Below are 22,786 nucleotides of genomic sequence, written 5' to 3' on the forward strand. Positions count from 1 at the left end.
TGGTCGCCAATTTCGACTGATATAGCCATCAATGCCCGCGACGCCCCTCTACATCATCTGCTCGCCCCGCCCGCAGGTCGGCAAGACCCTGCTGGCGCGGCTCTTGAGCGAATTTTTGCTGCTCAAGAACGGCAACGTCGTGGCCTTCGACGTCAACCTGAAGGAGCCGTCGCTGCTCGATTATCTGCCAAAGATCACGGAGACCGCCGACGTGATCGACACCTATGGCAAGATGCAGCTGATGGATCGCGTGATCGTCGATGACGGGCTTGCCAAGGTGATCGACCTCGGCTTCCACGCCTTTGACGAGTTCTTCAAGATGACCGAGGAGATCGGCCTGTTGAAAGAGGCTGCGCGCCGCCACGTCGCGCCGATGATCCTGTTCGTCGCCGACACCGACCGCGTCTCGGCCCGCGCCCACGAGATGCTGCGCGACCAGATCCCGCGGATCAACCTGATCACGGTGGACAACGAGCACATCGTGCGCGGCGAGCTGCCGGCCGCGATGGCCAGCGGCCGGCTGCTACGCCTGCCGGCGCTGCCCGGCTTCCTGAAGACCTATGTCGACCGGCTGAATTTCTCCTTCACGGGCTATCTGCGCCAGGAGAAGGACGCCTCCACCGAACTGCACCAGTGGACCCGGCGCAATTACCTCGCCTTCCGCGAGCTCGAGCTCAGCCTGATCCTGCAACGGTCTTGAATATTTTACCCGGATAATATTGACGTCGAGCGGCCCTTCGGTTACTGGAGTTACGCACCAGCGTTCCTCAGCAAGGCCCCTTCACCGTGACCATCGACCGGAAAGCAGCGATCGCCGCCTACAAGGACCGGAAGACCGTTGCGGGCATCTACGTCGTCCGTTGCGCGGCCTCGGGCGAGGCCTGGGTCGGTCAGGCCCCGAACCTCGAGACCATCCAGAACCGCATCTGGTTCTCGCTGCGCCAGGGCAGCCACACCTGCCGTAGCCTCCAGGCTGCGTGGAAGATGCATGGCGAGGCAGGCCTGACGCTCGGCGAATGCGAGCGGCTGAAAGACGAGGCGAGCGACTATGTCAGGAATGCGCTGCTCAAAGAGCGCATGCTGCATTGGCTGTCGGAGCTGAACGCCGAGCCGATCTGAACGTCGCCAGCGGCGCCGCTCAGTGCCCCTCGAACGTCATCAGCGTGCGCACCGGCACGTCCATTGCGCGCAGCTTGGCGGCGCCACCGAGATCCGGCAGGTCGATGATGAAGCAGGCGGCGACCACATTGGCGCCGATCTGGCGGAGCAATTTCACCGCGCCTTCCGCTGTGCCGCCGGTGGCGATGAGGTCGTCGACCAGGATCACGCGCTCGCCGGGCTGGATGGCGTCGACATGCATCTCCATCTCGTCGATACCGTATTCGAGCGAGTAAGCGATGCGCACGGTGGTGTGCGGCAGCTTGCCTTTCTTCCGGATCGGCACGAAGCCGGCCGAAACCTGGTGCGCCACCGCGCCGCCGATGATGAAGCCGCGCGCTTCCATGCCGGCGACCTTGTCGATCTTGTTGCCGGCCCAGGGATTGACGAGTTCGTCGACCGCGCGGCGGAACGCACGCGCATCCGCCAGCAACGTCGTGATGTCGCGGAATAAGATCCCGGGTTTCGGATAGTCCGGGATGGTGCGGACGCTCGCCTTCAGATCGTGGTCAAAAGTCATTGTGCCTCTCAATCAGCGCGCGCATCCAGACGGAACGCGTTCTCGACAATTCGTAAACCCACCTCGCCGCTCAGCGACATCAGCGATTCCGGATGGAATTGCACGCCGGCGACCGGCAGGGTCTTGTGCTCCAGCGCCATGGCGACGCCGTCCTCGGTGCTGGCGGTGACGGATAGCACCTCCGGCATGCTGTCGCGCTCGACATAGAGCGAGTGATAGCGGCCGATCACGATCTCGTTCGGCAGATTGCGCATCAGTCGCCCGCCGCGCACCTGCACCCGCGAGGGCCGGCCGTGGGCGGGATGCGTGAGCTGCCCGAGCTCGCCGCCGAAATACTCGCCGATCGCCTGGACGCCGAGGCAGACGCCGAACACCGGCAGCTTGTTCTCCAGTGCCGCGTCGATGGTCTTCTTGATGCCGAAATCCTCAGGCCTGCCGGGCCCGGGCGACAGCACCAGCAAATCCCACCGCTTCTGCTTGAGCATGTCGAGCGCATGCACATGGCGAACCACGGTGACATCGGCGCCGACCTGGCGGAAGTAATCGGCCAGCATATGCACAAAGCTGTCGTCATGGTCGATCAGCAGCACCCGCTTGCCGCTTCCGGTGGCATCGGGCGCGAAGGCCGACAGCGGCTTCGGCGGATCGCCACGCAGCGCCTGGAACAGGGCAGCGGCCTTGACCTGGCACTCGCGGTCCTCGGCGGCGGGATCGGAGTCGAACAAACAGGTGGCGCCGACGCGCACTTCCGCGAGGCCTTCCTTCATCCGGATGGTGCGGATGGTGAGGCCGGTGTTGATGCTGCCATCGAAATTCACCGCCCCGATCGCGCCGGCATACCAGCGGCGCGGCGAGCGCTCGTGGTCCTCGACGAACTGCATCGCCCAGAGTTTTGGCGCGCCGGTGACGGTGACGGCCCAGGCATGGGTGAGGAACGCATCGAGCGCATCGAAGCCGGGACGCAGCATGCCTTCGACATGGTCGACGGTGTGGAAGAGTTTTGAATAGGTCTCGATCTGCCGGCGCGCCAGCACCTTGATCGTGCCGGGGACGCAGACGCGCGCCTTGTCGTTGCGATCGACGTCGGTGCACATGTTGAGCTCAAACTCGTCCTTCTCGGAGTTCAGGAGCTGGCGGATCTGCTCGGCATCGCCGATCGCATCGGTACCGCGCGCGATCGTACCCGAGATCGGGCAGGTCTCGACCCGGCGTCCGTCCGAGCGCACGAACATTTCCGGAGAGGCCGAGACGAGAAATTCGCCCTCGCCGAGATTCATCAGCGCGCCGTACGGCGACGGGTTGATGACGCAGAGCCGCTGGAACACTTCCGCCGGCGAACGGTCGCAGGGCTCCGCGAAAAGCTGCCCCGGCACGGCCTCGAACAGATCACCACGCGCAAAGGCAGCACGCGCGGTCTCGACCGTGGCCTGATATTCGCCGGGCGCGTGATCGGCAAAACCCTGGCGTGGTGTCTTGAGGTACGGGCTCTCGGCAGTCTCGTGCGGAAGGCCCGCGGTGGACTTGCCCTTCCACGCGAAATCGTAAGTGAGCACGACACCGCGGCCGGTGGCGCGGTCATAGGCGAGCAGGCGGTCGGGCACGTAGAGCACGATGTCGCGCTGGTCGCTCTCGCGCGCGCGCTTTTGCACGAGGTCCTCGATCTGGAACACGAGGTCGTAGGCGAAGGCGCCGAACAAGCCGAGCACGCCGTCGTCATTGGCAGAGAAAGCGGCGACGAGATCGCGCACCAGCGACATCACGCTGGCGCGCCGCGTGCGCTGGTCTTCGTCGATCGGGGCTTCGCCGCGGATGATGTGACCGGCAAGGCGCGTGTGGGTCTTCTCGGAGATCACGACACAGGGTTCGCGCAAGACGTCGGCGAGGAAGGCGATCAGCACCTCCCCGCGCGCGTTCAGCGCTTCCAGCTTGAAATTGACGCCGGTGGTCTCGAGCTTGAGCGGCGGATCGGAGAAGCCGAGATCAAAGCTCTCGTAGCGGCCGGGCACGGTGGTACCCGAGGACAGCACCACGCCGCGGCGACGGTCGAGCAAGCTGACGAGATCGTCGAGCCTGTTGGCGCCGCCGGAAAACTGTTCCGCCACGCGCGTGATCGCAAGCCCCGCGCGGGTCACATAGTCGCTCCGAGCCGGAAGGGCAAAGACGGTCCTGTTCATGGGGTCCTCTTACGAAACTTGTCGAGGGAACGCCACACAGGACAAACGATCAGGCCGCCGCACTGCGTGGGCGACCTCAGACGATTTTGGGAGAATAAATCGCACCGGCCACCTCTCAGGAGGTGCGCCACCAAAGACGGGATGGGCGGACGGCGGTGCTCATGGGCGGATACACACCATCCGACAGAGGCCGTGTCAAGAGACGGAACCGCGCCCCTGCCCGCCCACAGCCCTCTTTTGAGGCTTGAAAGCGCGAAAACAGCCTGACGGCTGTTCAGCCCTCGCGGACATATAGCAGGTCGATGGCTCCTTCTTCCTCGTTCATCCATCGATCGCGCTCGCGAAAGCCATGCTTTTCGTAGAACGCGCGAGCGGCGAAATTCTGCTCGAACACATCGAGCGTGATCCGGCCAAGAGCACTCGCATGAGCACTCGCGATCGCCCGCTCCAGCAGCGCCGAACCCGCGCCGCGCCGGTGACGCGATGGATCGACGAAGAGCTGATCGACATGCCGGCCCTTCAGCGCAATGAAACCCGCCATGGCGTCCGCCTCGAATGCTGCAAGAGTCCAGCTCCATTCGACGAATTTAGGTGAGTACCAAGCCTCGACCTCCTGCAGCGAATACGACCAGTTCATGAATTGATAGGCGATCAGGCAGGCGCGGTAGTGCACGAGACTGATCGCCTTGAGATCGTCCATTTCGAGCGGCCGGAAGCTGAGGTTCGGGCTGCCCGTCATGCTACCCCAAATACTTCCGGAAAAACTCCGTCGCCCTGCCCCAGGCCAGCTCGGCGGCTTCGCGGTCGTGGACGGCCTGGCGCTGCTCGTTGACGAAGGCGTGCTCGGCGTCATAGCGGAACAGCTCCAGCGACTTGCCGGCGGCCTTCATGGCCTTTTCGAAGCCGTTGACCAGCTCTGGCGTGCACCAATCGTCCTTGTTGGCGAAATGGGCCTGGAGCGGAATCTTGACGTCGGCGGGCTTGGCCGCCTGCTCCGGCGGAATGCCGTAGAACACGACGCCGGCGGCGAGCTCCGGCACGTGCACCGCGCCGATGATGGTGACGGCGCCGCCGAGGCAGAAGCCGGTCAGGCCGACCTTGGCGCCGTTGCGTGACAGATATTGCGTGGCGCCGCGCACCGTCTGCGTGGTGGCGTCCATGAAGTCGAGCGAGTTCATCTCTTTGCCGGCCGCGTCCATGTCGTGATACGGCACCACCTTGCCCTTGTAGAGATCGGGCGCCAGCGCATCGAAACCGGCCAGTGCGAAGCGGTCGCAGAGGCCCTTGATCTGGTCCGACAGGCCCCACCATTCCTGGATCACCACCACGCCCGGCGCGTTGCCGCGCGCGGCGTTGGCGAGATAGCCCGAGGCGTCCTTGCCGTCAGGGCGCTTGAAGGTGATGGCGGTTCCCATGGTGTCCTCCGATGAGTTTTTGAGTTCGCGGCATTTTGGCGTTTGAGCGGGCGATAGGCAATCGCGCCCGACAACACACTCTCGTGCCCAACAAAAAAGCCCCCTTGCGGGGGCCTCTTCATTCTCGCCTCGGGCCGCTCAGTGCGAGTCGGCCCAGACCTTCTTCTTGGTGAAGTACATCAGGCCGGCAAAGATGATCAGGAAGATGAACACCTGGAAACCGAGGCGCTTGCGCGCTTCCATGTGCGGTTCGGCGGTCCACATCAGGAACGTGGTGACGTCCTTGGAATATTGCGCGATCGTGGTCGGCGAGCCGTCGTCATAGGTCACCTGGCCGTCGCTGAGCGGCTTCGGCATCTTGATGGCGTGGCCCGGGAAGTACTTGTTGTAGTAGGACCCCTCGGGGATGGTCACGCCTTCGGGCGCCTTGTCCTCAAAGCCCTGGAGCAACGCCGAGACGTAGTCCGGGCCCTGCTCCTGATACTGGGTGAAGAAGTCGACGATGAACATCGGGAAGCCGCGACCATAGGAACGCGCCTTGGTGATCAGGGACAGATCCGGCGGCGCCGCGCCACCGTTCGCCGCACGCGCCGCCTGCTCGTTCGGGAATGGCGAGGGGAAATAATCCGCCGGCCGGCCCGCGCGTTCGAACATGTCGCCCGCGTCGTTCGGACCATCCTTGACCTTGTAGTCGGAGGCGAAGGCTGCAGCCTGCGCGACCGAATAGCCGGGACCGCCGGCTTCAGCGAGGTTGCGGAAGGCGACGTAGGACAGGCCGTGGCAGTTGGCGCAGACTTCCTTGTAGACCTTCAGGCCGCGCTGCAATGCGCCGCGGTCATACTTGCCGAACGGACCGGCGAACGACCATTTGTTGCCCGGCGGCTTGTCGCTGCCTTCGTTGGCGCGAGCGCTGTCGGCGGAGCCCGCAAACAACGCGCCCGCCAGCGCAAGCACGATCGCGCTCGACACCATCGGCGTGGACCTGCTCCCGGTCTTGGCCAGGACGGCATCCGAGATCGAGTTCGGCACCGGCCGCGGCTTCTCGATGCGCGAGAGCAGCGGCAGTACGATCAGGAAGTAGGCGAAGTAGCAGAATGTCAGGACCCGGCCGGCGATCACATAGATGCCTTCCGGCGGCTGCGCGCCGAGATAGCCGAGCAGGATGCAGACCGCGACGAAGATCCAGAAGAACTGCTTGGCCAGCGGACGATACTTCGACGACTTCGTCCTGGCGGCGTCGAGCCAGGGCAGGAAGCACAGGATGATGATTGCCGAGAACATCCCGATCACGCCCGCGAGCTTGTTCGGGATCGAGCGCAGGATCGCGTAGAACGGCAGGTAATACCATTCCGGCACGATGTGCGGCGGCGTCACGCCAGGGTTCGCCGGAATGTAATTGTCGGCGTCGCCGAGATAGTTCGGCATGTAGAAGATGAACCAGGCATAGAGCAGCATGAAGCAGGCGACGCCGAACCCGTCCTTGATGGTCGCGTGCGGCGTGAACGGAACCGTGTCCTTTTCCGTCTTCGGCTCGACACCGTCAGGATTGTTCTGGCCGGCGACGTGCAGCGCCCAGACGTGGAGCACGACGACGCCCGCGATCAGGAACGGCAGCAGATAGTGCAGCGAGAAGAAGCGGTTCAGCGTCGGGTTGCCGACCGAATAGCCGCCCCACAGCAGCGTCACGATGCTCTCGCCGACATAGGGAATGGCGGAGAACAAATTGGTGATGACGGTGGCGCCCCAGAAGCTCATCTGGCCCCACGGCAGCACGTAGCCCATGAAGCCGGTCGCCATCATCAGGAGGTAAATGATGACGCCGAGGATCCACAGCACTTCGCGCGGCTCCTTGTAGGAGCCGTAATAGAGGCCGCGAAGCATGTGGACGTAGACGGCGAAGAAGAACATCGACGCGCCGCAGGCGTGCATGTTGCGCAGCAGCCAGCCGTAATTGACGTCACGGACGAGCAGCTCGACCGACTTGAAGGCGAGGTCGGCATGCGGCGTATAGTGCATCGCCAGGATCACGCCGGTCAGGATCTGCATCCCCAGCATGAAGGAGAGGATGGCGCCGAAGGTCCACCAATAGTTCAGGTTACGCGGGGTGGGATAGACCACGAAGGAGGAGTGCATGAGGCCGAGGATCGGCAGACGTCGCTCGATCCATTGCAGGGCCGGATTGCTCGGCTGGTAGTCGGATGGTCCGCTCATGATGCGATCCTGAGGAAATAATACGACGAGACGGCGCGAAGCTTCGGACGAGGGCCCGAAGCTCAGCCGATCTGGATTTTGGTGTCGGAAACGAACTGGTACGGCGGCACCGGCAGGTTCGCGGGCGCGGGCCCCTGGCGGATACGGCCGGACGAATCGTACTGCGAACCATGGCAGGGGCAGAAGAACCCGTCGTAATTGCCTTCATGGGCGATCGGGATGCAGCCGAGATGGGTGCAGATGCCGATCACGACCAGCCACTGCTCATGGCCGGACTTGACCCGGGCCTCGTCGGACTGCGGATCGGGCAGGCTCGCCACGTTGACGGCGCGCGCCTCGTCGATCTGCTTCTTGGTGCGGTGGCTGATATAGATCGGCTTGCCGCGCCAGAACACCTTGATGTCCTGCCCCTCGGCGACCGGGCTGAGATCGACCTCGATCGGCGCACCGGCGGCGATGGTCGACGCATCAGGATTCATTTGGGAAATGAAGGGCCAGAGCGCGGCTGCGCCCCCTACTGCTACAGCTGCCCCCGTTGCAACGAATAAGAAATCACGGCGTGTCGGATGGTCCGCCGAAGACGCTGTCGTCACGATTCCAACCCTTTCTTCTTATGCAGCCGGCGGAACCGCTCCAGGAGCCCCCAAGGTCCCTAGAACAGCCTGCCGGCGCCCGCGGCCCCCCGCGGCGGCAGAACTTCACGTGCCCCCACCAAAACAAGGCGAAAACAGCAGTCCAGAATCGTTCTATTGGCACCCTTGCCGGGCGAGCGCAAGCCCGCTATCGGCGCGGGAGCGTGCAATGCACGAATTCCGCGGCCAGCGATGTTTTATTGAGACATTTCCAGTCCGCACCGAACCCGGCACAGCCCATGCAGATAGCGCTTTTTCAACCCGACATCCCCCAGAACACCGGCACGATTCTCAGGCTCTGCGCCTGCCTGGGCGTGGCCGCCCATATCATCGAACCGGCGGGCTTCCCCGTGTCCGACCGGCATTTCCGCCGGGCGGGAATGGATTACCTCGATCAGGTCAGCATCGTCAGGCACGACTCCTGGTCGAAATTCGAGCAATGGCGCGCGGCGCAAGGCGGCCGCCTGCTGCTGTTCACCACCAAAGGGGCGACCGACTACCGCGATTTCCGTTACCAGACGGCGGACATCCTGCTATTCGGGCGCGAGAGCGCCGGCGTCACCGAGGCCGTGGTCGAGGCGGCGGACGCGCGGCTGGTGATCCCGATCGCTCCGGGGCTGCGGTCGCTCAATGTCGCCATGACCGCGGCGATGGCCGCAGGCGAAGCGCTGCGGCAGCTCCGGAACCCGCAAGTTTGAGATGTTGAGGAGAGACGGTTGAGTTACGCGGTCAAGGAAATCTTCCTGACACTGCAAGGCGAAGGCGCCCATGCCGGGCGCGCGTCCGTATTTTGCCGTTTTGCCGGCTGCAATCTCTGGAGCGGGCGCGAGGCCGACCGCAGCGCGGCCACCTGCAAATTCTGCGACACCGATTTCGTCGGCACCGACGGCACGCTCGGCGGCCGCTATGCCTCTGCCGCGGAACTCGCCGGCATCATCGCGGCGCAATGGACGGCATCCACCGACAATCGTTACGTGGTGCTCACCGGCGGCGAGCCGCTGCTCCAGGTCGATGCCGCGCTGGTCGACGCGCTCCATGCACGCGGCTTCGAGATCGGGGTCGAGACCAACGGCACCATCGCCCCGCCCGAGGGGCTCGACTGGATCTGCGTCAGCCCGAAGGGCTGCAGCGATCTGGTGATCCGGCGCGGCCACGAGCTGAAGCTGGTCTATCCGCAGCCGCTCGCCATGCCGGAGGCCTTCGCGGATCTCGCCTTCGAGCGCTTCTCACTGCAGCCGATGGACGGGCCGGAGGTCGCCCTAAACACTGCGGGCGCAATCGACTATTGCCTGAATCATCCGCAATGGCGGCTCAGCGTGCAGACGCATAAGTCGCTCGGTATCAGATAGGATTGGTTTTCGAACAGATGTGGGAATTGACGAAATCGTTTCGCTTCGAGGCGGCGCACTCATTGTCGGGAACGACGTTCGGCGCTGATAGCGAAGAGATCCACGGCCACTCCTTCCGCGCCGAGGTGACGGTGCGCGGCACGCCCGATCCCAAAACCGGCATGGTGGTCGATCTCGGTCTGGTCCAGCGCGCCATCGAGGACGTGCGCATGACGCTTGACCACAAGTACCTCAACAAGATCGAGGCGCTGGGCACACCGACGCTGGAAAATCTCTCGCGCTTTGTCTGGGAGCGGCTGGCCCCTATCGGCAAGCTCACTCGCGTCAGCATCCACCGCGACAGTTGCAACGAGAGCTGCACCTATTATGGCCCGCAGGGCTGACGACAAGGCTGACGGAATGGCATCCACAATGGACCCGAGCTTGATCGAAGACCGCAAGACCCGCGCTCGCGCCTGGTTCGAAGCCTTGCGCGACGACATCTGCGCGAGCTTCGAACGGCTGGAGGACGAAGCCCCCGTGAGCCTTTATCCGGGCGAGCCGGGCCGCTTCAAACGCACACCCTGGCAGCGCACCGATCATACCGGCGCGGCCGGCGGCGGCGGCGTGATGTCGATGATGTCAGGCCGCCTGTTCGAGAAGGTCGGCGTGCACTGCTCTACCGTGCACGGCGAATTCGCGCCCGAGTTTCGCGCGCAGATTCCCGGTGCGGCGGACGACCCGAAGTTCTGGGCCTCCGGCATCTCGCTGATCGCGCATCTGCGCAATCCGCACGTGCCGGCGGTGCACATGAACACGCGCTTCGTCGTCACCACGAAAGCATGGTTCGGCGGCGGCGCCGATCTGACGCCGGTGCTCGACCGCCGCCGCACGCAGGACGATGCCGACAGCATCGCCTTCCACGCCGCGATGAAACAGGCCTGCGCGCAGCCGGACGGCATCGCCGATTACGACAAGTACAAGAAGTGGTGCGACGAGTATTTCCACCTGCCGCACCGCAAAGAGGCGCGCGGCATCGGCGGCATCTTCTACGACTGGCACGACAGCGGCGACTGGGACGCCGACCTTGCCTTCACTGGGGACGTCGGCCGCGCTTTTCTGAAGATCTATCCCGACATCGTGCGGCGTAATTTCGCGACGAGCTGGACCGCGGAGGATCGCGAGGAGCAATTGATCCGGCGCGGCCGCTATGTCGAGTTCAACCTGCTCTACGACCGCGGCACCATCTTCGGTCTCAAGACCGGCGGCAATGTGGATTCGATCCTGTCGTCGCTGCCGCCGGAGGTGAAGTGGCCATGACGACGATGAAGCCCGCAATGAGGCCGCTGCCGCGCGCCATGCTGATCGACATGGACGACACCATCCTGTCGGCCTATGGCCGGCCCGAGATCGCCTGGAACACGATCACGGCGGAGTTCGCCGAGGAGCTCGCGCCGCTGCCGCCGCAACTGGTCGCAAGCACCGTGCTGGCCTTCGCGAAAAATTTCTGGGCCAATGCGGACGCTTCGTGGCGGCTCAAGCTCGCCGAGGCCCGCCATCTCACCGTCAAGGGCGGCTTCGCCGCGCTCGCGGCTGCCGGTCACCGCGCACTATCAGACGACCTCGCCGTTCGCCTCGCCGACCGCTTCACCACCTATCGCGAGGAGGAGATGTTCGTCTTCCCGGGCGCGCATGACGCCATCGACAGGCTCAAGGCGCTCGGCATCAAGCTCGCGCTGGTGACCAACGGCGCCGCCGACACCCAGCGCGCCAAGGTCGAGCGCTTCGAGCTGGCGCACCGCTTTCACCACATCCAGATCGAGGGCGAGCACGGTTTCGGCAAGCCCGAGGAGCGCGCCTATCTGCACGCGATGGACGCGCTCGGCGTTACCGCTGAGGACACCTGGATGATCGGCGACAATCTGGAATGGGAAGTCGTGACGCCGCAGCGCCTTGGCATCTATTCGATCTGGATCGACGTACATGGCGACGGCCTGCCCGAAGGCTCGATCGTCAAGCCCGACCGCATCATCCGCTCGCTGACAGAACTGGTGCCGGGCTGACTGCAATCAGGGTGCGCAAACAAAAACCTCGAAAACAACCCCATGCACAGTAGACGGCCGCAGTAAAATCAAGGACTTGCGGCAAACGCAAACTGCCGATCTGACGAAATCGTTTGCTCCGTCGGGCAAAACAGGCGCATGGTGTCATGGTCGCGACGCACGGGACGGAAGAGCCCTTGCGCCATCCATCGACAGGCGCCATTGCCTCTCGTGATGGGATCGCTCCGGCCTAAAACTCTCTGATCGACGTTTCAGCAGTCCGGCCGGCGGATGCGCGCTACCGCAACACATCCACTGACCGAGTAGCCCGTGATCGGCATGTCATGCCGGTTTGCTAGCTTCACCGTCAATCAACCCGAAAGGACCATCCATGGAACTAAAAGCCGGCGATATCGTCATGCTGAAATCCGGCGGGCAGCCGCTCACCGTCGCGGACGTGAAAGGCGACGACGTGACCTGTCTCTGGATGGGCGCGGAAGGCGATCTGTTTCGCGAGACGCTGCCGCTCGCGGTGCTCGAGCACCTGGAAGAGCTCGACGACGAAGACGAGGATGACGAAGACGAGGAGTAGGCGCGGTTAATGCCGCGTCCTCGTTAGGTCGGAGCGCTCGGCTCCGTCCAACCTGATGTCCGCTCCTCTGCCCATATCGGCACACGAGCGGACATCGCTGGATGCTTCGAACGTCAATCCAACGGAACGTTCAAACTGGTACCTTTGGTAATAATGCCGCCCCGATTGCCAATCTCAATCGAACCATAGCGCTGTTTGAAACAATCGGGCAGCGGCCGGTCGCCTTCCATGCTGAGCCAAAGGCGCAACAGATGACGCTTCTGGCCTGCATCGGGCCAATCGCGGAATCCGGTCCGGTCATGCAGCAGGGCATGATTGTAAACGAACTGCATGTCACCCGGCTGAAGCCGCATGCCGAAATGCAGCGTGGGATCATTTGCGAGCGCGTCGAAGAGATCGAGCGCCTCGACGTGAGCCGGTGTCAGTCTCGGCGCATCGGGAAAGCGCTGCGCACTATCGATATACTGGCGCTGATAGAACCCGGTCAGGAACCCCGCATGCCAATTCAGCACCGGGATTTCAAGATATGGCTTCTCGTTCTCCGGCACCTCGCCTCGCCGGTCTGTCGCGATCGGATCAAACAAGAGAGCGGCAAGGTCGGGACGCCTGCCGAACATCTCGTTGTAGATTGTCGTCGTACTGACAAGGAGAGAATCTCCTCCCTCCATCGCCTCGCGAATGCATAACAATCCGACCACGTCGGACGAATCCGTGTGGAATGTCTGCCGTTCCGAAGTTTGATAAATTCGGGTGTTCGGATCCTTCGCATCGGCGCCGGTGTCACGGACGTGACCGAGAATGTGACCCGCTGCATTCTGAGACCGCGCCGACCCAAGATGCGCGCCCACTCCGCAAAATATCGTAGCGGCAAACTCCTGGCTGTATTTTGCCACCGGGAGGCCGCGTATGACTTCGAAGCCAAGGCCAGCCAGAAGCGTTGTCTTGAGCTCTTCCAGATGCGTGCCGAAGCGGGGAAGCGGAAAGGTTTCCTTCGTGATCTCGGCGATTTTCTTGTTTCTGCCAAGATAAGTTTCAGCCGCGCCCTCGAGTTCGGCGATCTCGCCGGCAGCAAGCGATATCAACCATCGATCAGGATTGGCTTTCATCTCAGCGCCCTGCCAGGCGGACGGGATATCGACCTTCCCTGGAGGGCGATGGATCCCGCCGGGCACTGAGACCACATTCATCGTGTTGGCTCCTGGGGAGATCGGCGTCAGACATGGGGGGGCGGACGATCGACGATATTGTGCCGACCGCTTGTTTGCAACTTTGGCCGAAGCGCAACCGTGAGCCGAGTGCACTGCCGTCGTGATCTCCTGGTGTCCGCTTCTCTGCCAACAACGGCGCAATCGCGAACATCGCTGGATGCAGCGGAAGGGCCAGCCCGGACTTCATCCAACGCAACAGGCCCGTTTCATTCGATCACCTGATCGGCGCGAGCGATCAGGGTCGGCGGAACATTGATGCCGAGCTGCATGGCCACCTTGAGATTTATGACCAGATCGAACTTGGTGGGCTGCACGACCGGCAAGTCAGCGGGCTTTGCGCCTTTGAGGATGCGAGTGACGTAGATACCCGCCTGTCGCCACGTGTCCCGCAGGTCGGGGCCGTAGCTGAAGAGGCACCCGTCAGGGACATCGACGTTTGCCACGCAAATTGGCGGTATCCCGGCCTTAAGCCCTTTGATGTACAGATTCCCGCCACTGAATCCGAACAGAGGATCAGTGCTGGCCAGGAATGCTCCTACTTTCAACTGGCGCATCTGCGCGAAGGCTTCATCGAATTCGCTCTCGCTGGAGGCATTCACAACATGCAGCGTCAAGCCTAAGGACTGTGCTGCGGCTCTTGCTTCCTTGATCTGCGCATCGGCGAGCGTGCCTTTGGGATTCACCAGCAAGGCGACATCTGAAACCTCTGGCATCATTTCCCGCAAAATGCCCATCCGCTTCGATACGAGCTCGGTGCCGATGAAAGTTGCGCCAGTGACATTGCCTCCAGGACGGCTGTAGCTCACAACAAGGCCGTCGCCCACGGGGTCGCCGCCATAGGCAAAGACAATCGGAATAGTCGTCGTGACGGCTTTTGCCGCTCGCGCGGGCACCGGCGAGCCGGTTGCAAAGATAACAGACACCGGGCTCTCTGCGAGCTCGGCCGCGAGAGCTGGCAAACGATCAAACTGCTTCTCCGCCGAACGATAGATAATCGTCAGGTTTTTGCCTTCAATGTAGCCCCCCTCCTTGAGACCGGCCCGAAAAGGCGTGTTGGCCCAATCGGCCAATTCGCTGAAGCTGAGCATTCCCAAGGTCGGCTGCTCCGTCTGCGCTGCGGCTGGCCATGCTATCGACAAAGCCATCAACACGATGAAGTCCCGGCGCCGCATTCATCACTCCCGAGCGAATGGTACCGATTCATTGTAGTCTGAGCTGAGCGGAGAGGCCAATGCGAGCTGGGTCATGTTCGCCCCTCCCGATGACCCCTTGGACCGAAGTTCGTCTGCAGCGGGTCCGTTCGCTTGGCGAGCTCCATTCCCGGTCGCCGCCTGTCATGCGTCAGGCGAGCCGCTTCCGCCAAAATGATCGGCTAACAGCATGGCCTCGGACGACCGATCGAAGACCGGGAAAAAATGGCAATCAGCCGGAACGTTCGCGGAGCAAGCTGAGTTGAAGGTGATGCGCTCGCGCTCCGGTCAAGGCCGTACCGCGCGGCCCTGGTAAGGATCAGCAAGAGGCGAAAGCTAATCTGCGGCGTGCTTCGCAGCACGGCCGCGCGAGGATCGCGATGTACACGACGGCGATATACGATGAGCTGAGCCAGATCGAACGCGACGTCGTCGAAGGAGAACGGCGGCTCGCCGAGCAGGAGGCGCTGATCATTGAAATGAAGCGCCAGAACCAGGACACAGCAAAAGCTGAAGGCGAACTCGAGCGGATGCGGATGGAGCAGCGGCGTCGCGATCAGGATCGGCAACGTCTGCTCTCACGGCTGCAACCCTGAAGAAATTCCGCCCAATGAGGCTGATCCGCCGAAGGCGTCGCGTTTCTGCGACGTGGACTACGGTGACAGTTGCCATTTTCGGTCAATGACAATGCGGCGGTTCAAATCAGCAAATCATGATGCGCAGGCACAATGGCTTCATGCGGCCCGTGATTGCCGTGGTCGTCCGCGTGTCCGTTCAGTGCATGAGGGACGCTCTTGACGTTGAACCCGAGGCCTTCTTCGTGACCGGGCGGAACGTGCGCATCGAGCGGATGATTGAACTCTTTCAGCTCGACTATCGTGACGAGAGTAGCAGGAGTTGCGTCGCTATCGAACCGGAACACCGGTTCTTGGCCTGCGCCGCCGGTTTCGAACGCAGCTTTGGCCGGGTGTGCGTCTTCTGATGAAATTGCAGCAGGTTGCGCAGCGTGCTGGGAGTTGCCGCGTCCGGCGACGCTCGGCTCCCCGGTGTCGGCTGCTTGCGATGTGTTGGCAGAGGTCGAATGTGAATCCTTCTCCGAGTTGCCGTGATCCACGGTGGCGGGTTCTGCCGTCTTCACTGCTCCCGCAGCATCAGAAGCCGAAGCGTGATGTTCGGCGCCATTGCCGACGCCGTGGCCCGGATTGACCCCCGCTTCAGTCGATTCCGTGCTTGCCGCCTTCGCAGACTCTGGCTTCGAAGCGTGCTGCGCGTTGCCGTGGCCTGCGTTGGCAGCCGTTGCTCCCGTATCGATCTCTGCACCGTCCTGCGGGCTTGCAGCGGCTGAGTGCCCGGATTTGCCGTGTTCCGCGCCCCCTGGGTCTGCCGCCTTCGCTGGTCCTTGCGCAGCGTCAGAAGCTGAAACGTGATGCTCCCCGCCATTGCCGACGCCGTGGCCCGGTTTGGAGCCAGCTTCAGTTGAGTCCGTGGATGCCGCCTTTGCAGACTCTGGCTTCGACGCGTGCTGCGCGTTGCCGTGGCCTGCGCTGGCGGCCGCGGCGGCGCCCGGATCGATCTCGGCTGCGTCGGGTCCGTTTGCAGCGGGCAAGTGCCCGGATTTGCCGTGTTCCGCGCCCCCCGGGTCGGCCTTCTTCGCTGGCTCTCCCGGACCCTCCGAGGCCTTATCGTGATGCTCGCCACCATTGCCGGCGCCGTTGCCCGGTTTGGAGCCAGCTTCAATCGATGGCTCCGAGGCGTGCTGCGAGTTGCCGTGGCCGGCGTTGTCTGCCGTTACGACGCTGGGTTGGCCGATCTCGTTAGGTGCAGTCGATGAAAAGCCAGCGCCCGTATTGGCCGGACCACTGTTCGATGTGACATTTGCGGCTGCCGGGGCTGTCGCGCTATGAGCAGGCTCGATTGATGATGCGTGAGCCGACACGGCAGACGCACTATCGCCCTCTTCCGTTGCGTCCGCCGACAAGTCGGTGGAGCTTCCGAACCTCGTCGGCGTTCCCAGGCCGGTCCGGGTGTGCCCGAACTGGAAACCCGAGCCGCCGTTGGCCAGAATTGCCCAGGCTCCAGCCGACCCGAGCGAGCTCTCGCTCGCCTCGATACTGGTTTGGACCTTGTCCTTGCTCGAAACAGTCTCATCAGTTGCGGTGGCCGGTGTCAGCGCAGCTTCGAGCTGCTCCAGGGTGGTCGCAACAGCCGCGCCATCTGGTTCGGAGACGCCATCCGCCTCCGCAACGGATACAATCCCCTCCAGATGGATTTCCAGCAGGCCGCGATCGCCGATATCAAGGATATGATCGGTCGCATTCACATAGACGATCGTTTCGTTGCTTGCGGAGTCGTAGACCCAGGCGAGTGTATGTGGCGGTATGGACTTGGTTGCGGCCGTCATATGCAGCCAAGCAAGCGCTCCGAAAGCCGCAAGATTGATCCTGCCCGACCCAGCTGCGAAATCGAACACAGTGTCGGAAGAGGTCGATTGTGAGTCGATCGGCGACCGATAAACAATTTTTTCAACGTTGCCGCCTACAACGATACTGGCATCGTGACCAATGTCCGCGCCAACAGGTTTATGGAGATTGTCACCCGCATCCCCCGGGCCCTTTTGAACCAGAGCGCCTTCTTGAGCGGCGTTGTCGTGTCCAGCGGTCACTTCGGCGGAAGACAGGTGGACATCGTGCGAAAGGAAACTTGGGGCTGAATGGTCGTCATGATTGGCGGCAGCATGGGTGATCGCGGCCAGTTTTGTGGTCGCACTCTCTTCGGTGACGGCCAGGACGCTGTCGATCGAGGCGTCACGGAGGTCATGCGCATGCGCGGCGAGATGAGGGTCCTGCAGTGCGTAGATCAACGCACCGGTGAGAACCGCAAAGTTGCCATACCCTCCGTGCATCGACATCGCATTGGAAAGAAGCCGCGGGAATTGATGTTCCGGGGCTGGGTCGTCACCGATCTGGATGTCGACTGCCTCTCGCAGTAAACGCGCTGGAAGATCGGGCGCGCCCGATCCAGCAGGAGCGTGGTGTGTCCACGGCTTCGCGCCTCCGGACTGCTCGGCCGCGCGCAGCGCGTCCATCGCCCCCGCCGGGTTCGTGATTTGGACGGCCTTGGCGAACAAATCTCTCTGGGCTTGCGTGGGCGTCTCGCCGGATTCCCAGACGATGAGGTGCCGGAGAATCCCTTTTTTCCAAGGCTCGTACGCGGCGTGCTCGTACCCGGCGTGCTCGTCCGCGTGGCCGTTGCCGTTCTCATCCGGAAGGAAGTCGTTCGCTTCCGACGCCTTGAGTTCGTCCGCAATTGCGAACGCCAGAAAGGCCAGGGAGAGCGCGGCCAGGCCGGAGGGGCGTTGCAGCAATGCGATGGTCGCGAGCACAGTTCTGTTGGTGATCTCGAGCTTCTGGAAAATATTGTAGAGGTGGACTTTGACCGTCCCGTCGGACACGTTGAGCTGACGCGCGATCTCCTTGTTCGACAGTCCTTCCGCCACGAGTCGTGCAATTTGACGCTCCCGTTGCGTCAGCAGCTCCAGCATCTTTTCGACTTTGCCGTCGCCGTCCGCTTCCTTGCCGGTTGCCGAGAGATCGGACTTCTCCAGTGCCACACCGCTCTTCGTCATCAGGCGCAGCGATCGCAGCATCGTGGCGGGAGAGGCATATTTCGAAATTGCGCTGCAGGCGCCGGCTGCGATGGCGGAAGTCAGATCGTGGTCGGTGTCGGACTCGGTGAAGAACACCAGGCGCGTAGAGAGCTTCTCGGCTTTCACAATCGCGAGAATCTCGGAGACCGTGAGATCCGGGACCTTGTCGGCAAGAAGCGCGACGTCAGGTGTCAGCTTCCGAATTGCTTCGAGGCAGCTTGTCCGATCGCTGGACGATGCGACAACGTCGAAGTCCGGCTGCGTCCCGAGAACCGACCTCAATCCCTGCAAAACGATCGGCTGTGGATCGACGAGCAAAAGCCTGATGGGCTTGAGTATCCCCTGCCTGGCGGACGCGTCCAACATCGATCTTGCCCTCGGCCCGGTCCTCTATGTCCTTCGGCATATGGCCGTGGCCGGGTGGAATATTAAAATCATAGGAGGCGCGGCGGTTCCCGAGCCCGAACCAGATTTGGACGCATGTGAGTGAAAAATATGTCCTTTGATCCCATGGCCGTTGCGGTCGACTGGCTTGATGCTTATCGCGCGGGTGATATCGACGCGATTTTGGAACTTTATGCCGACGACGCCGTGGTCCATTGCGGCTGCGCCGGCGGCCAAACCATCACCGGCCGCGAGGCACTTCGTGCCTATTGGGTCGATCGCCTCCGAAAATATCCTGCAGGCACATTGGATGATCTCAATCCCTGGCAGAACGACGGCACCGTTATCTCGTACATCACCAGTGCTGGCGTCATGAGTGCACTTCTGGCGTTTGACGCCACCGGCAGGATCAAGGAACTGGACTGCAGTCCCTCACACTAAACCAGCGGCGTAGTCCAACCGGGACACTGCCGGCGTTAGACGAGTTGCCTCGCCGCTGCCGAAATCATCACGAGGCCGCCGGTGATCACTGCGACATCAAGTATCGCGGTGTGGATGTGCACCGGCATCCGCTCGACAAAGGCCTTGGCGAGGAACGCGCCGGGAATGGCGATCGCGCCGATCAGAAGCGCAAAGGCGAGCACCTGCGCGGTCACGGCGCCGGCGAGGCCGAACACCGAGATCTTGATGAGGCCGGTGCCGAGCGAGATCATTGCGTCGGTCGCGATGACGGCGGCGCCCTCGAGCCCCGCGGCCATCAATAGCGACAGCAGGATCACGCCGGAGCCGGAGGTGCCGCCGACCAGCACGCCATAGCCGACCGAGCCGGCCGCGAGACCGGTGTCGCCGATCCTGACCTGGCGGCGGCGGAGCACACGGCGCAGCGGCACGCTCAGCATCAGCATGGAGCCGATCACCAGCGCCGCGCCGGCATTGGTGAGGCGGGTATAGCCATAGGCACCGAGCGCGGTCGTCAGCGCGGCGCAGGCCAGCACGATCAGCGCGCGGCGGCGATCGGCATAGCGCAGATAGGCGATCGCGCGGCTGGAATTGGTGAAGATCGCGGAGATCGCGATGATCGGCACCACGGGCTCGGCGCCAACGAGGGGGACCAGCACCAGCGGCATCAGGGCGCCGGTGCCGTAGCCGGCGAGACCACCGATGATCGAAGCAAACAACGCCATCAACGCGACCAGCAGCAGCTGAAAGATCGAGATGTCGGCGAAGCCTGAAACGATGGTCACGTTCTCTCATCGCGGCTGATGCGTGCCGCTGCTTGATCGGCGATGGACGCGAGTGCGGCTTCCTCTAGGGGAAAATCCGCCGCAAGCCAAGCGTCCTCCGCGAGCGTCAACACGTGTCCGAGCGAAGGTCCTTCCGCCACGCCGCGCGCGATGAAGGCGGCGGCGCGAAGCGGAAATTTCGGCGCAATCCAGTGCTGCGGCAGCTCGGCGAGCGCACGCCATCGCGACGAGCCGACGTCGCCACCGGCTCTCGCCCAGCCCAGCAACACGCGATCGTGATAGCGATCGGCACCGAGCCGGTAGAGCAGCCGCCGCGCATCGGCATCGCCCTTGGTGGCCAGGCGCCACCAGCGGTGCCCCATCGAATCCAGCGCCTTGGTTTCCGCATTGGAGAGCCTCAGGCGCGTCGCGACGCGCTTGGCGTCCTCGGTCACCGCGACCGTCAGCGCGGCGAGCCGCCGCGTGCTGCTCGCGGTGAGGCCGAGCTCGCGCTCGATCGCGATCATCGCCGAGAGCGGCACGGTGTAGACCACGCCGCCGGTCAGCGCTTGCAGCAATCCGCCATCCGCCATGGCGAGCGCGGCGGCAGAGGCGCCCTGAGCGACGAGCAGCTTCAGCATCTCCATGCGCAGCCGCTCGGCTGACAGGCTCGCCAGGCCCGCGCGTCCCCGGATGCAGGCGAGATAGCCGTCGCGGTCGGGATCGCCGGCGCCAAACGCGGCGTGGATGCGGAAGAAGCGCAGGATGCGCAGGAAATCCTCGGCGATGCGCTGGTCGGGATCGCCGATGAAGCGCACGCGCCGCGCGGCCACATCCGCGATGCCTCCGACGTAATCGTGGACGACGCCGTCAGCATCGACCGAAAGCCCGTTCATGGTGAAGTCGCGGCGTTCGGCGTCCTTCACCCAGTCGCGGCCGAACGCGACCCTGGCCTTGCGGCCGAAGGTCTCGGTATCCTCGCGCAGCGTCGTGACTTCGTAAGGCTGGCTGTCGTTGACGAGCGTGACGGTGCCGTGGTCGATGCCGGTCGGCACGGCCTTGATGCCGGCGCTCTTGGCGCGCCGCATCACTTCGTGCGGGAGCGCCGTGGTCGCGATGTCGATGTCACCGGGCACGAGGCCGAGCAGCGCGTTGCGCACGGCGCCGCCGACGACCCGTGCCTCCTCACCCTCCGCGTTGAGCAGCTTCAGGACGCGCGCGGTCCCGCCTGAGGTCAGCCAGGGCGCATCGGCGAGCATGGGCACCGCGCTCATGGGCCAGCCTATCTTTCCACGCCCGGCACGAGCTTGCCGTTCTCGACATGGGCGGGAACGTAGGTCGAATCCGGCGCGGCGCCGGAGTAATGCGCAAACCCGATCAGCCCCGCGATCACCAGCACGAGCGCCGCCAGCATGAGGCGCGCGACGATGGTGATCGGCCAGGACGATTGCACGAACAGGCCGGAACGCGTGGCGGCCAGGAACAGCGCATAGACGGCAAAGGGAACGAGGAAGATTCCGATCTCGGTCAGGATCGGCCGGATCATGATGAATAGATCCGCTCATAGAGCACACGGAGCATGCCGGCCGTCGCGCCCCAGATGTAGCGTTCGGCAAACGGCATCGCGTAGTAGGACCGCTCCATGCCGCGGAATTCCTTGCTGTGCACCTGGTGGTTGGCCGGGTTCATCAGGAAGGATAGCGGCACTTCGAACGCATCATCAACCTCGGAATGGTTGATCGTCAGCTCGAATCCCGGGCGCACCCTGGCAACCGTCGGCAGGATGCGGAAGCCGAAGCCGGTGCCGTAGAGATCGAGATAGCCGATCGGCTCGACGAAGTCGCGCGACAGCCCGACCTCCTCCTCGGCCTCGCGCAGCGCCGCATCGAGCGGCGAGGAATCGGTCGCGTCGATCTTGCCGCCGGGAAAGGCGATCTGGCCGGCATGGTCGTTCAGATGCGCCGAGCGCTGCGTCAGGAGGATGGTCGGCTCGGGATGATCGACCACCGCGATCAGGACCGCCGCCGGCCGCACCGGCTGCTCGCGCGCGATGATCTCGAGCATCTTGTCGGTGCCGGGATCGCCCGAGGCCGGAATGATGTTGGGATCGTAGAGACCGGGCGGAACGTCGAAGCCGAGCCGAGCCGTGGAGCGGGCGAAGAAATCCGCCGCACCGATCACGGCGGGATCGTTCCTGGAGATAGGCTTGTTCAAAGCGCGGCCCTCACCTGCTCCGCATCGGCCATGGCGAAGAATTCGCCGGCCGATTCGACACCGAACATCGGCTGGCCATCGACCATCCGCTCCTCACCCATGTCAACCAGATCGTAATAGAGCGCGCGGGTGACCTTGGCCCAGAGCTCGGCGCGGACATGCAGATAGGGCGTCAGCCCGCCGTCCTTGGCCTGCTCGAAGCGCAGCCGGTGCGCCGCATCGCAGGTGACCCAGTCGTCGACATTGGTGCGGAAGCGGAGCACGCGCCGGTTGTCCTCGCCGTCCTTCTGCATCTCGACCGCCATGAACGGCGCGTCGTCGACGCGAATGCCGACTTTCTCCACGGGCGTGACGAGGAAATGCTTGTCGCCTTCACGCTTGAGGATGGTCGAGAACAGACGAACCAAGGCATGACGGCCGATTGGCGTCCCCAAGTAGAACCAAGTACCATCGGAGGCGATTCGAATGTCGAGATCGCCGCAAAACGGCGGATTCCACAAATGCACCGGAGGCAGGCCCTTTTTGGCGCCTTCGGCATCGGCAGCAGTTTTGGCCGCGGCAGTCAGTCCTTCAAGACCGCGATCGACGCTCTGCCCTTGGTTCGCCATGGTTTGCCCTGACTTTGTCATTTGGCACGATCGGTGCAAGCCTGAATTGTAAGTCTACGTTGTATGCCGGTGCACGGTTCCACCCCGGATTCCTCCGGTGTGGAGGTCGCCACTTCGTGATGCCCTACATATCCCTAAGCCGATAAGGTGGGGATAGGTTAATTCAACGAATACATGGCCTTCCTGCAAGTCTAGCATAGGGCCCACGTCTTGAGTTGAGGACGTGATGACATGACGACGC

24 protein-coding genes are annotated in these 22,786 nt (G+C 63.3%); 10 read left to right on the forward strand and 14 right to left on the reverse strand.

Translation table 11 applies throughout. From position 1 onward, the window contains the following. Positions 1-31: 31 nt before the first annotated feature. Positions 32-700: a hypothetical protein gene (locus C7G41_RS25710; protein WP_106945141.1), complete on the forward strand. Its 669-nt coding sequence runs from the start codon at positions 32-34 to the stop codon at positions 698-700. Positions 701-786: 86 nt separating this feature from the next. Further along, complete coding sequence (locus tag C7G41_RS25715; RefSeq protein WP_106945142.1) at positions 787-1,119, forward strand: GIY-YIG nuclease family protein; 333 nt, start codon at positions 787-789, stop codon at positions 1,117-1,119. 19 nt (positions 1,120-1,138) lie between these two features. Here C7G41_RS25715 and C7G41_RS25720 read toward each other — a convergent pair whose 3' ends face one another. From C7G41_RS25720 to petA, 6 genes are all read right to left on the reverse strand, one after another. Beyond that, positions 1,139-1,678 carry an adenine phosphoribosyltransferase gene (locus C7G41_RS25720; RefSeq protein ID WP_007595035.1) on the reverse strand — a complete coding sequence of 180 codons (540 nt, stop codon included), beginning with the start codon at positions 1,676-1,678 and terminating at the stop codon, positions 1,139-1,141. A gap of 8 nt (positions 1,679-1,686) precedes the next feature. After that, complete coding sequence (locus C7G41_RS25725; RefSeq protein ID WP_106945143.1) at positions 1,687-3,852, reverse strand: anthranilate synthase component I; 2,166 nt, start codon at positions 3,850-3,852, stop codon at positions 1,687-1,689. Positions 3,853-4,126: 274 nt separating this feature from the next. Further along, positions 4,127-4,591, reverse strand: coding sequence for a GNAT family N-acetyltransferase (locus C7G41_RS25730; RefSeq protein WP_158268031.1), 465 nt, complete (start codon positions 4,589-4,591; stop codon positions 4,127-4,129). Between the two features lies 1 nt (position 4,592). After that, complete coding sequence (locus C7G41_RS25735) at positions 4,593-5,267, reverse strand: dienelactone hydrolase family protein (protein ID WP_106945145.1); 675 nt, start codon at positions 5,265-5,267, stop codon at positions 4,593-4,595. Positions 5,268-5,405: 138 nt separating this feature from the next. Then, complete coding sequence (gene fbcH, locus C7G41_RS25740; RefSeq protein WP_106945146.1) at positions 5,406-7,478, reverse strand: cytochrome b/c1; 2,073 nt, start codon at positions 7,476-7,478, stop codon at positions 5,406-5,408. A gap of 62 nt (positions 7,479-7,540) precedes the next feature. Further along, positions 7,541-8,071, reverse strand: a complete 531-nt coding sequence (gene petA, locus C7G41_RS25745) for a ubiquinol-cytochrome c reductase iron-sulfur subunit (RefSeq protein ID WP_106945147.1) — start codon at positions 8,069-8,071, stop codon at positions 7,541-7,543. A 278-nt stretch (positions 8,072-8,349) separates the two neighbouring features. On the opposite strand from petA, the gene C7G41_RS25750 reads away from it, so the two are divergent. The 6 genes from C7G41_RS25750 to C7G41_RS25775 all read left to right on the forward strand — a co-directional run bounded on the left by C7G41_RS25750 (position 8,350) and on the right by C7G41_RS25775 (position 12,072). After that, positions 8,350-8,808 (forward strand): tRNA (cytidine(34)-2'-O)-methyltransferase, encoded by a 459-nt coding sequence (locus C7G41_RS25750; RefSeq protein WP_106945148.1) that lies wholly within the window; start codon positions 8,350-8,352, stop codon positions 8,806-8,808. Between the two features lie 18 nt (positions 8,809-8,826). Continuing rightward, positions 8,827-9,459 carry a 7-carboxy-7-deazaguanine synthase gene (gene queE / locus C7G41_RS25755; RefSeq protein ID WP_106945149.1) on the forward strand — a complete coding sequence of 211 codons (633 nt, stop codon included), beginning with the start codon at positions 8,827-8,829 and terminating at the stop codon, positions 9,457-9,459. 17 nt (positions 9,460-9,476) lie between these two features. After that, complete coding sequence (locus C7G41_RS25760) at positions 9,477-9,842, forward strand: 6-carboxytetrahydropterin synthase (RefSeq protein WP_106945150.1); 366 nt, start codon at positions 9,477-9,479, stop codon at positions 9,840-9,842. Positions 9,843-9,870: 28 nt separating this feature from the next. Further along, positions 9,871-10,758, forward strand: coding sequence for an oxygen-dependent coproporphyrinogen oxidase (gene hemF, locus C7G41_RS25765; RefSeq protein ID WP_199198614.1), 888 nt, complete (start codon positions 9,871-9,873; stop codon positions 10,756-10,758). Beyond that, positions 10,755-11,501, forward strand: coding sequence for an HAD family hydrolase (locus C7G41_RS25770; protein WP_106945226.1), 747 nt, complete (start codon positions 10,755-10,757; stop codon positions 11,499-11,501). The genes hemF and C7G41_RS25770 overlap by 4 nt, the downstream gene beginning before the upstream one ends. Positions 11,502-11,871: 370 nt before the next feature. Then, a complete protein-coding gene (locus C7G41_RS25775) occupies positions 11,872-12,072 on the forward strand; it encodes a YodC family protein (protein WP_106945151.1) in 201 nt (66 codons plus the stop codon). A 113-nt stretch (positions 12,073-12,185) separates the two neighbouring features. Here C7G41_RS25775 and C7G41_RS25780 read toward each other — a convergent pair whose 3' ends face one another. Beyond that, positions 12,186-13,259, reverse strand: coding sequence for a TauD/TfdA family dioxygenase (locus C7G41_RS25780; RefSeq protein ID WP_106945152.1), 1,074 nt, complete (start codon positions 13,257-13,259; stop codon positions 12,186-12,188). A gap of 227 nt (positions 13,260-13,486) precedes the next feature. Then, the gene (locus tag C7G41_RS25785; protein ID WP_106945153.1) at positions 13,487-14,452 is read right to left on the reverse strand and encodes an ABC transporter substrate-binding protein; all 966 of its coding nucleotides are present in this window, start codon (positions 14,450-14,452) and stop codon (positions 13,487-13,489) included. A 398-nt stretch (positions 14,453-14,850) separates the two neighbouring features. Between C7G41_RS25785 and C7G41_RS25790 the strand changes: the two genes are divergently transcribed. Next, positions 14,851-15,066 (forward strand): hypothetical protein, encoded by a 216-nt coding sequence (locus tag C7G41_RS25790; protein WP_106945154.1) that lies wholly within the window; start codon positions 14,851-14,853, stop codon positions 15,064-15,066. A 101-nt stretch (positions 15,067-15,167) separates the two neighbouring features. On the opposite strand, the gene C7G41_RS25795 is transcribed toward C7G41_RS25790, so the two are convergent. Beyond that, complete coding sequence (locus C7G41_RS25795) at positions 15,168-18,482, reverse strand: LuxR C-terminal-related transcriptional regulator (protein ID WP_106945155.1); 3,315 nt, start codon at positions 18,480-18,482, stop codon at positions 15,168-15,170. A gap of 129 nt (positions 18,483-18,611) precedes the next feature. Between C7G41_RS25795 and C7G41_RS25800 the strand changes: the two genes are divergently transcribed. After that, positions 18,612-18,941, forward strand: a complete 330-nt coding sequence (locus tag C7G41_RS25800; protein ID WP_106945156.1) for a nuclear transport factor 2 family protein — start codon at positions 18,612-18,614, stop codon at positions 18,939-18,941. A 35-nt stretch (positions 18,942-18,976) separates the two neighbouring features. On the opposite strand, the gene C7G41_RS25805 is transcribed toward C7G41_RS25800, so the two are convergent. From C7G41_RS25805 to C7G41_RS25825, 5 genes are read right to left on the reverse strand one after another with little or no spacing between them, the layout of a single operon-like run. Next, a complete protein-coding gene (locus C7G41_RS25805; RefSeq protein ID WP_106945157.1) occupies positions 18,977-19,744 on the reverse strand; it encodes a sulfite exporter TauE/SafE family protein in 768 nt (255 codons plus the stop codon). Continuing rightward, positions 19,741-20,997 (reverse strand): CCA tRNA nucleotidyltransferase, encoded by a 1,257-nt coding sequence (locus C7G41_RS25810; RefSeq protein ID WP_106945158.1) that lies wholly within the window; start codon positions 20,995-20,997, stop codon positions 19,741-19,743. Before C7G41_RS25810 ends, C7G41_RS25805 begins: the two co-directional genes overlap by 4 nt. Before the next feature lie 8 nt (positions 20,998-21,005). Continuing rightward, a complete protein-coding gene (locus C7G41_RS25815; RefSeq protein ID WP_106945159.1) occupies positions 21,006-21,269 on the reverse strand; it encodes a DUF6111 family protein in 264 nt (87 codons plus the stop codon). Beyond that, positions 21,266-21,937 (reverse strand): CoA pyrophosphatase, encoded by a 672-nt coding sequence (locus C7G41_RS25820; protein WP_106945160.1) that lies wholly within the window; start codon positions 21,935-21,937, stop codon positions 21,266-21,268. Before C7G41_RS25820 ends, C7G41_RS25815 begins: the two co-directional genes overlap by 4 nt. Next, positions 21,934-22,545 (reverse strand): DUF1285 domain-containing protein, encoded by a 612-nt coding sequence (locus tag C7G41_RS25825; RefSeq protein WP_106945161.1) that lies wholly within the window; start codon positions 22,543-22,545, stop codon positions 21,934-21,936. Before C7G41_RS25825 ends, C7G41_RS25820 begins: the two co-directional genes overlap by 4 nt. Between the last annotated feature and the right edge of the window lie 241 nt (positions 22,546-22,786).

This window comes from Bradyrhizobium sp. MOS002 (genome assembly GCF_003020115.1).
Taxonomy (GTDB): Bacteria; Pseudomonadota; Alphaproteobacteria; order Rhizobiales; family Xanthobacteraceae; genus Bradyrhizobium.

What these genes read in the sequence shown, in the direction of transcription:
- C7G41_RS25710 (WP_106945141.1), top strand. Translation starts at nt 32, where the DNA reads ATGCCCGCGACGCCCCTCTACATCATCTGCTCGCCCCGCCCGCAGGTC.
- C7G41_RS25720 (WP_007595035.1), bottom strand. Translation starts at nt 1,678, where the DNA reads ATGACTTTTGACCACGATCTGAAGGCGAGCGTCCGCACCATCCCGGAC.
- C7G41_RS25725 (WP_106945143.1), bottom strand. Translation starts at nt 3,852, where the DNA reads ATGAACAGGACCGTCTTTGCCCTTCCGGCTCGGAGCGACTATGTGACC.
- C7G41_RS25730 (WP_158268031.1), bottom strand. Translation starts at nt 4,591, where the DNA reads ATGACGGGCAGCCCGAACCTCAGCTTCCGGCCGCTCGAAATGGACGAT.
- C7G41_RS25735 (WP_106945145.1), bottom strand. Translation starts at nt 5,267, where the DNA reads ATGGGAACCGCCATCACCTTCAAGCGCCCTGACGGCAAGGACGCCTCG.
- fbcH (WP_106945146.1), bottom strand. Translation starts at nt 7,478, where the DNA reads ATGAGCGGACCATCCGACTACCAGCCGAGCAATCCGGCCCTGCAATGG.
- C7G41_RS25750 (WP_106945148.1), top strand. Translation starts at nt 8,350, where the DNA reads ATGCAGATAGCGCTTTTTCAACCCGACATCCCCCAGAACACCGGCACG.
- C7G41_RS25760 (WP_106945150.1), top strand. Translation starts at nt 9,477, where the DNA reads ATGTGGGAATTGACGAAATCGTTTCGCTTCGAGGCGGCGCACTCATTG.
- hemF (WP_199198614.1), top strand. Translation starts at nt 9,871, where the DNA reads ATGGACCCGAGCTTGATCGAAGACCGCAAGACCCGCGCTCGCGCCTGG.
- C7G41_RS25770 (WP_106945226.1), top strand. Translation starts at nt 10,755, where the DNA reads ATGACGACGATGAAGCCCGCAATGAGGCCGCTGCCGCGCGCCATGCTG.
- C7G41_RS25775 (WP_106945151.1), top strand. Translation starts at nt 11,872, where the DNA reads ATGGAACTAAAAGCCGGCGATATCGTCATGCTGAAATCCGGCGGGCAG.
- C7G41_RS25780 (WP_106945152.1), bottom strand. Translation starts at nt 13,259, where the DNA reads ATGAATGTGGTCTCAGTGCCCGGCGGGATCCATCGCCCTCCAGGGAAG.
- C7G41_RS25785 (WP_106945153.1), bottom strand. Translation starts at nt 14,452, where the DNA reads ATGCGGCGCCGGGACTTCATCGTGTTGATGGCTTTGTCGATAGCATGG.
- C7G41_RS25790 (WP_106945154.1), top strand. Translation starts at nt 14,851, where the DNA reads ATGTACACGACGGCGATATACGATGAGCTGAGCCAGATCGAACGCGAC.
- C7G41_RS25795 (WP_106945155.1), bottom strand. Translation starts at nt 18,482, where the DNA reads ATGTTGGACGCGTCCGCCAGGCAGGGGATACTCAAGCCCATCAGGCTT.
- C7G41_RS25800 (WP_106945156.1), top strand. Translation starts at nt 18,612, where the DNA reads ATGTCCTTTGATCCCATGGCCGTTGCGGTCGACTGGCTTGATGCTTAT.
- C7G41_RS25810 (WP_106945158.1), bottom strand. Translation starts at nt 20,997, where the DNA reads ATGAGCGCGGTGCCCATGCTCGCCGATGCGCCCTGGCTGACCTCAGGC.
- C7G41_RS25815 (WP_106945159.1), bottom strand. Translation starts at nt 21,269, where the DNA reads ATGATCCGGCCGATCCTGACCGAGATCGGAATCTTCCTCGTTCCCTTT.
- C7G41_RS25825 (WP_106945161.1), bottom strand. Translation starts at nt 22,545, where the DNA reads ATGGCGAACCAAGGGCAGAGCGTCGATCGCGGTCTTGAAGGACTGACT.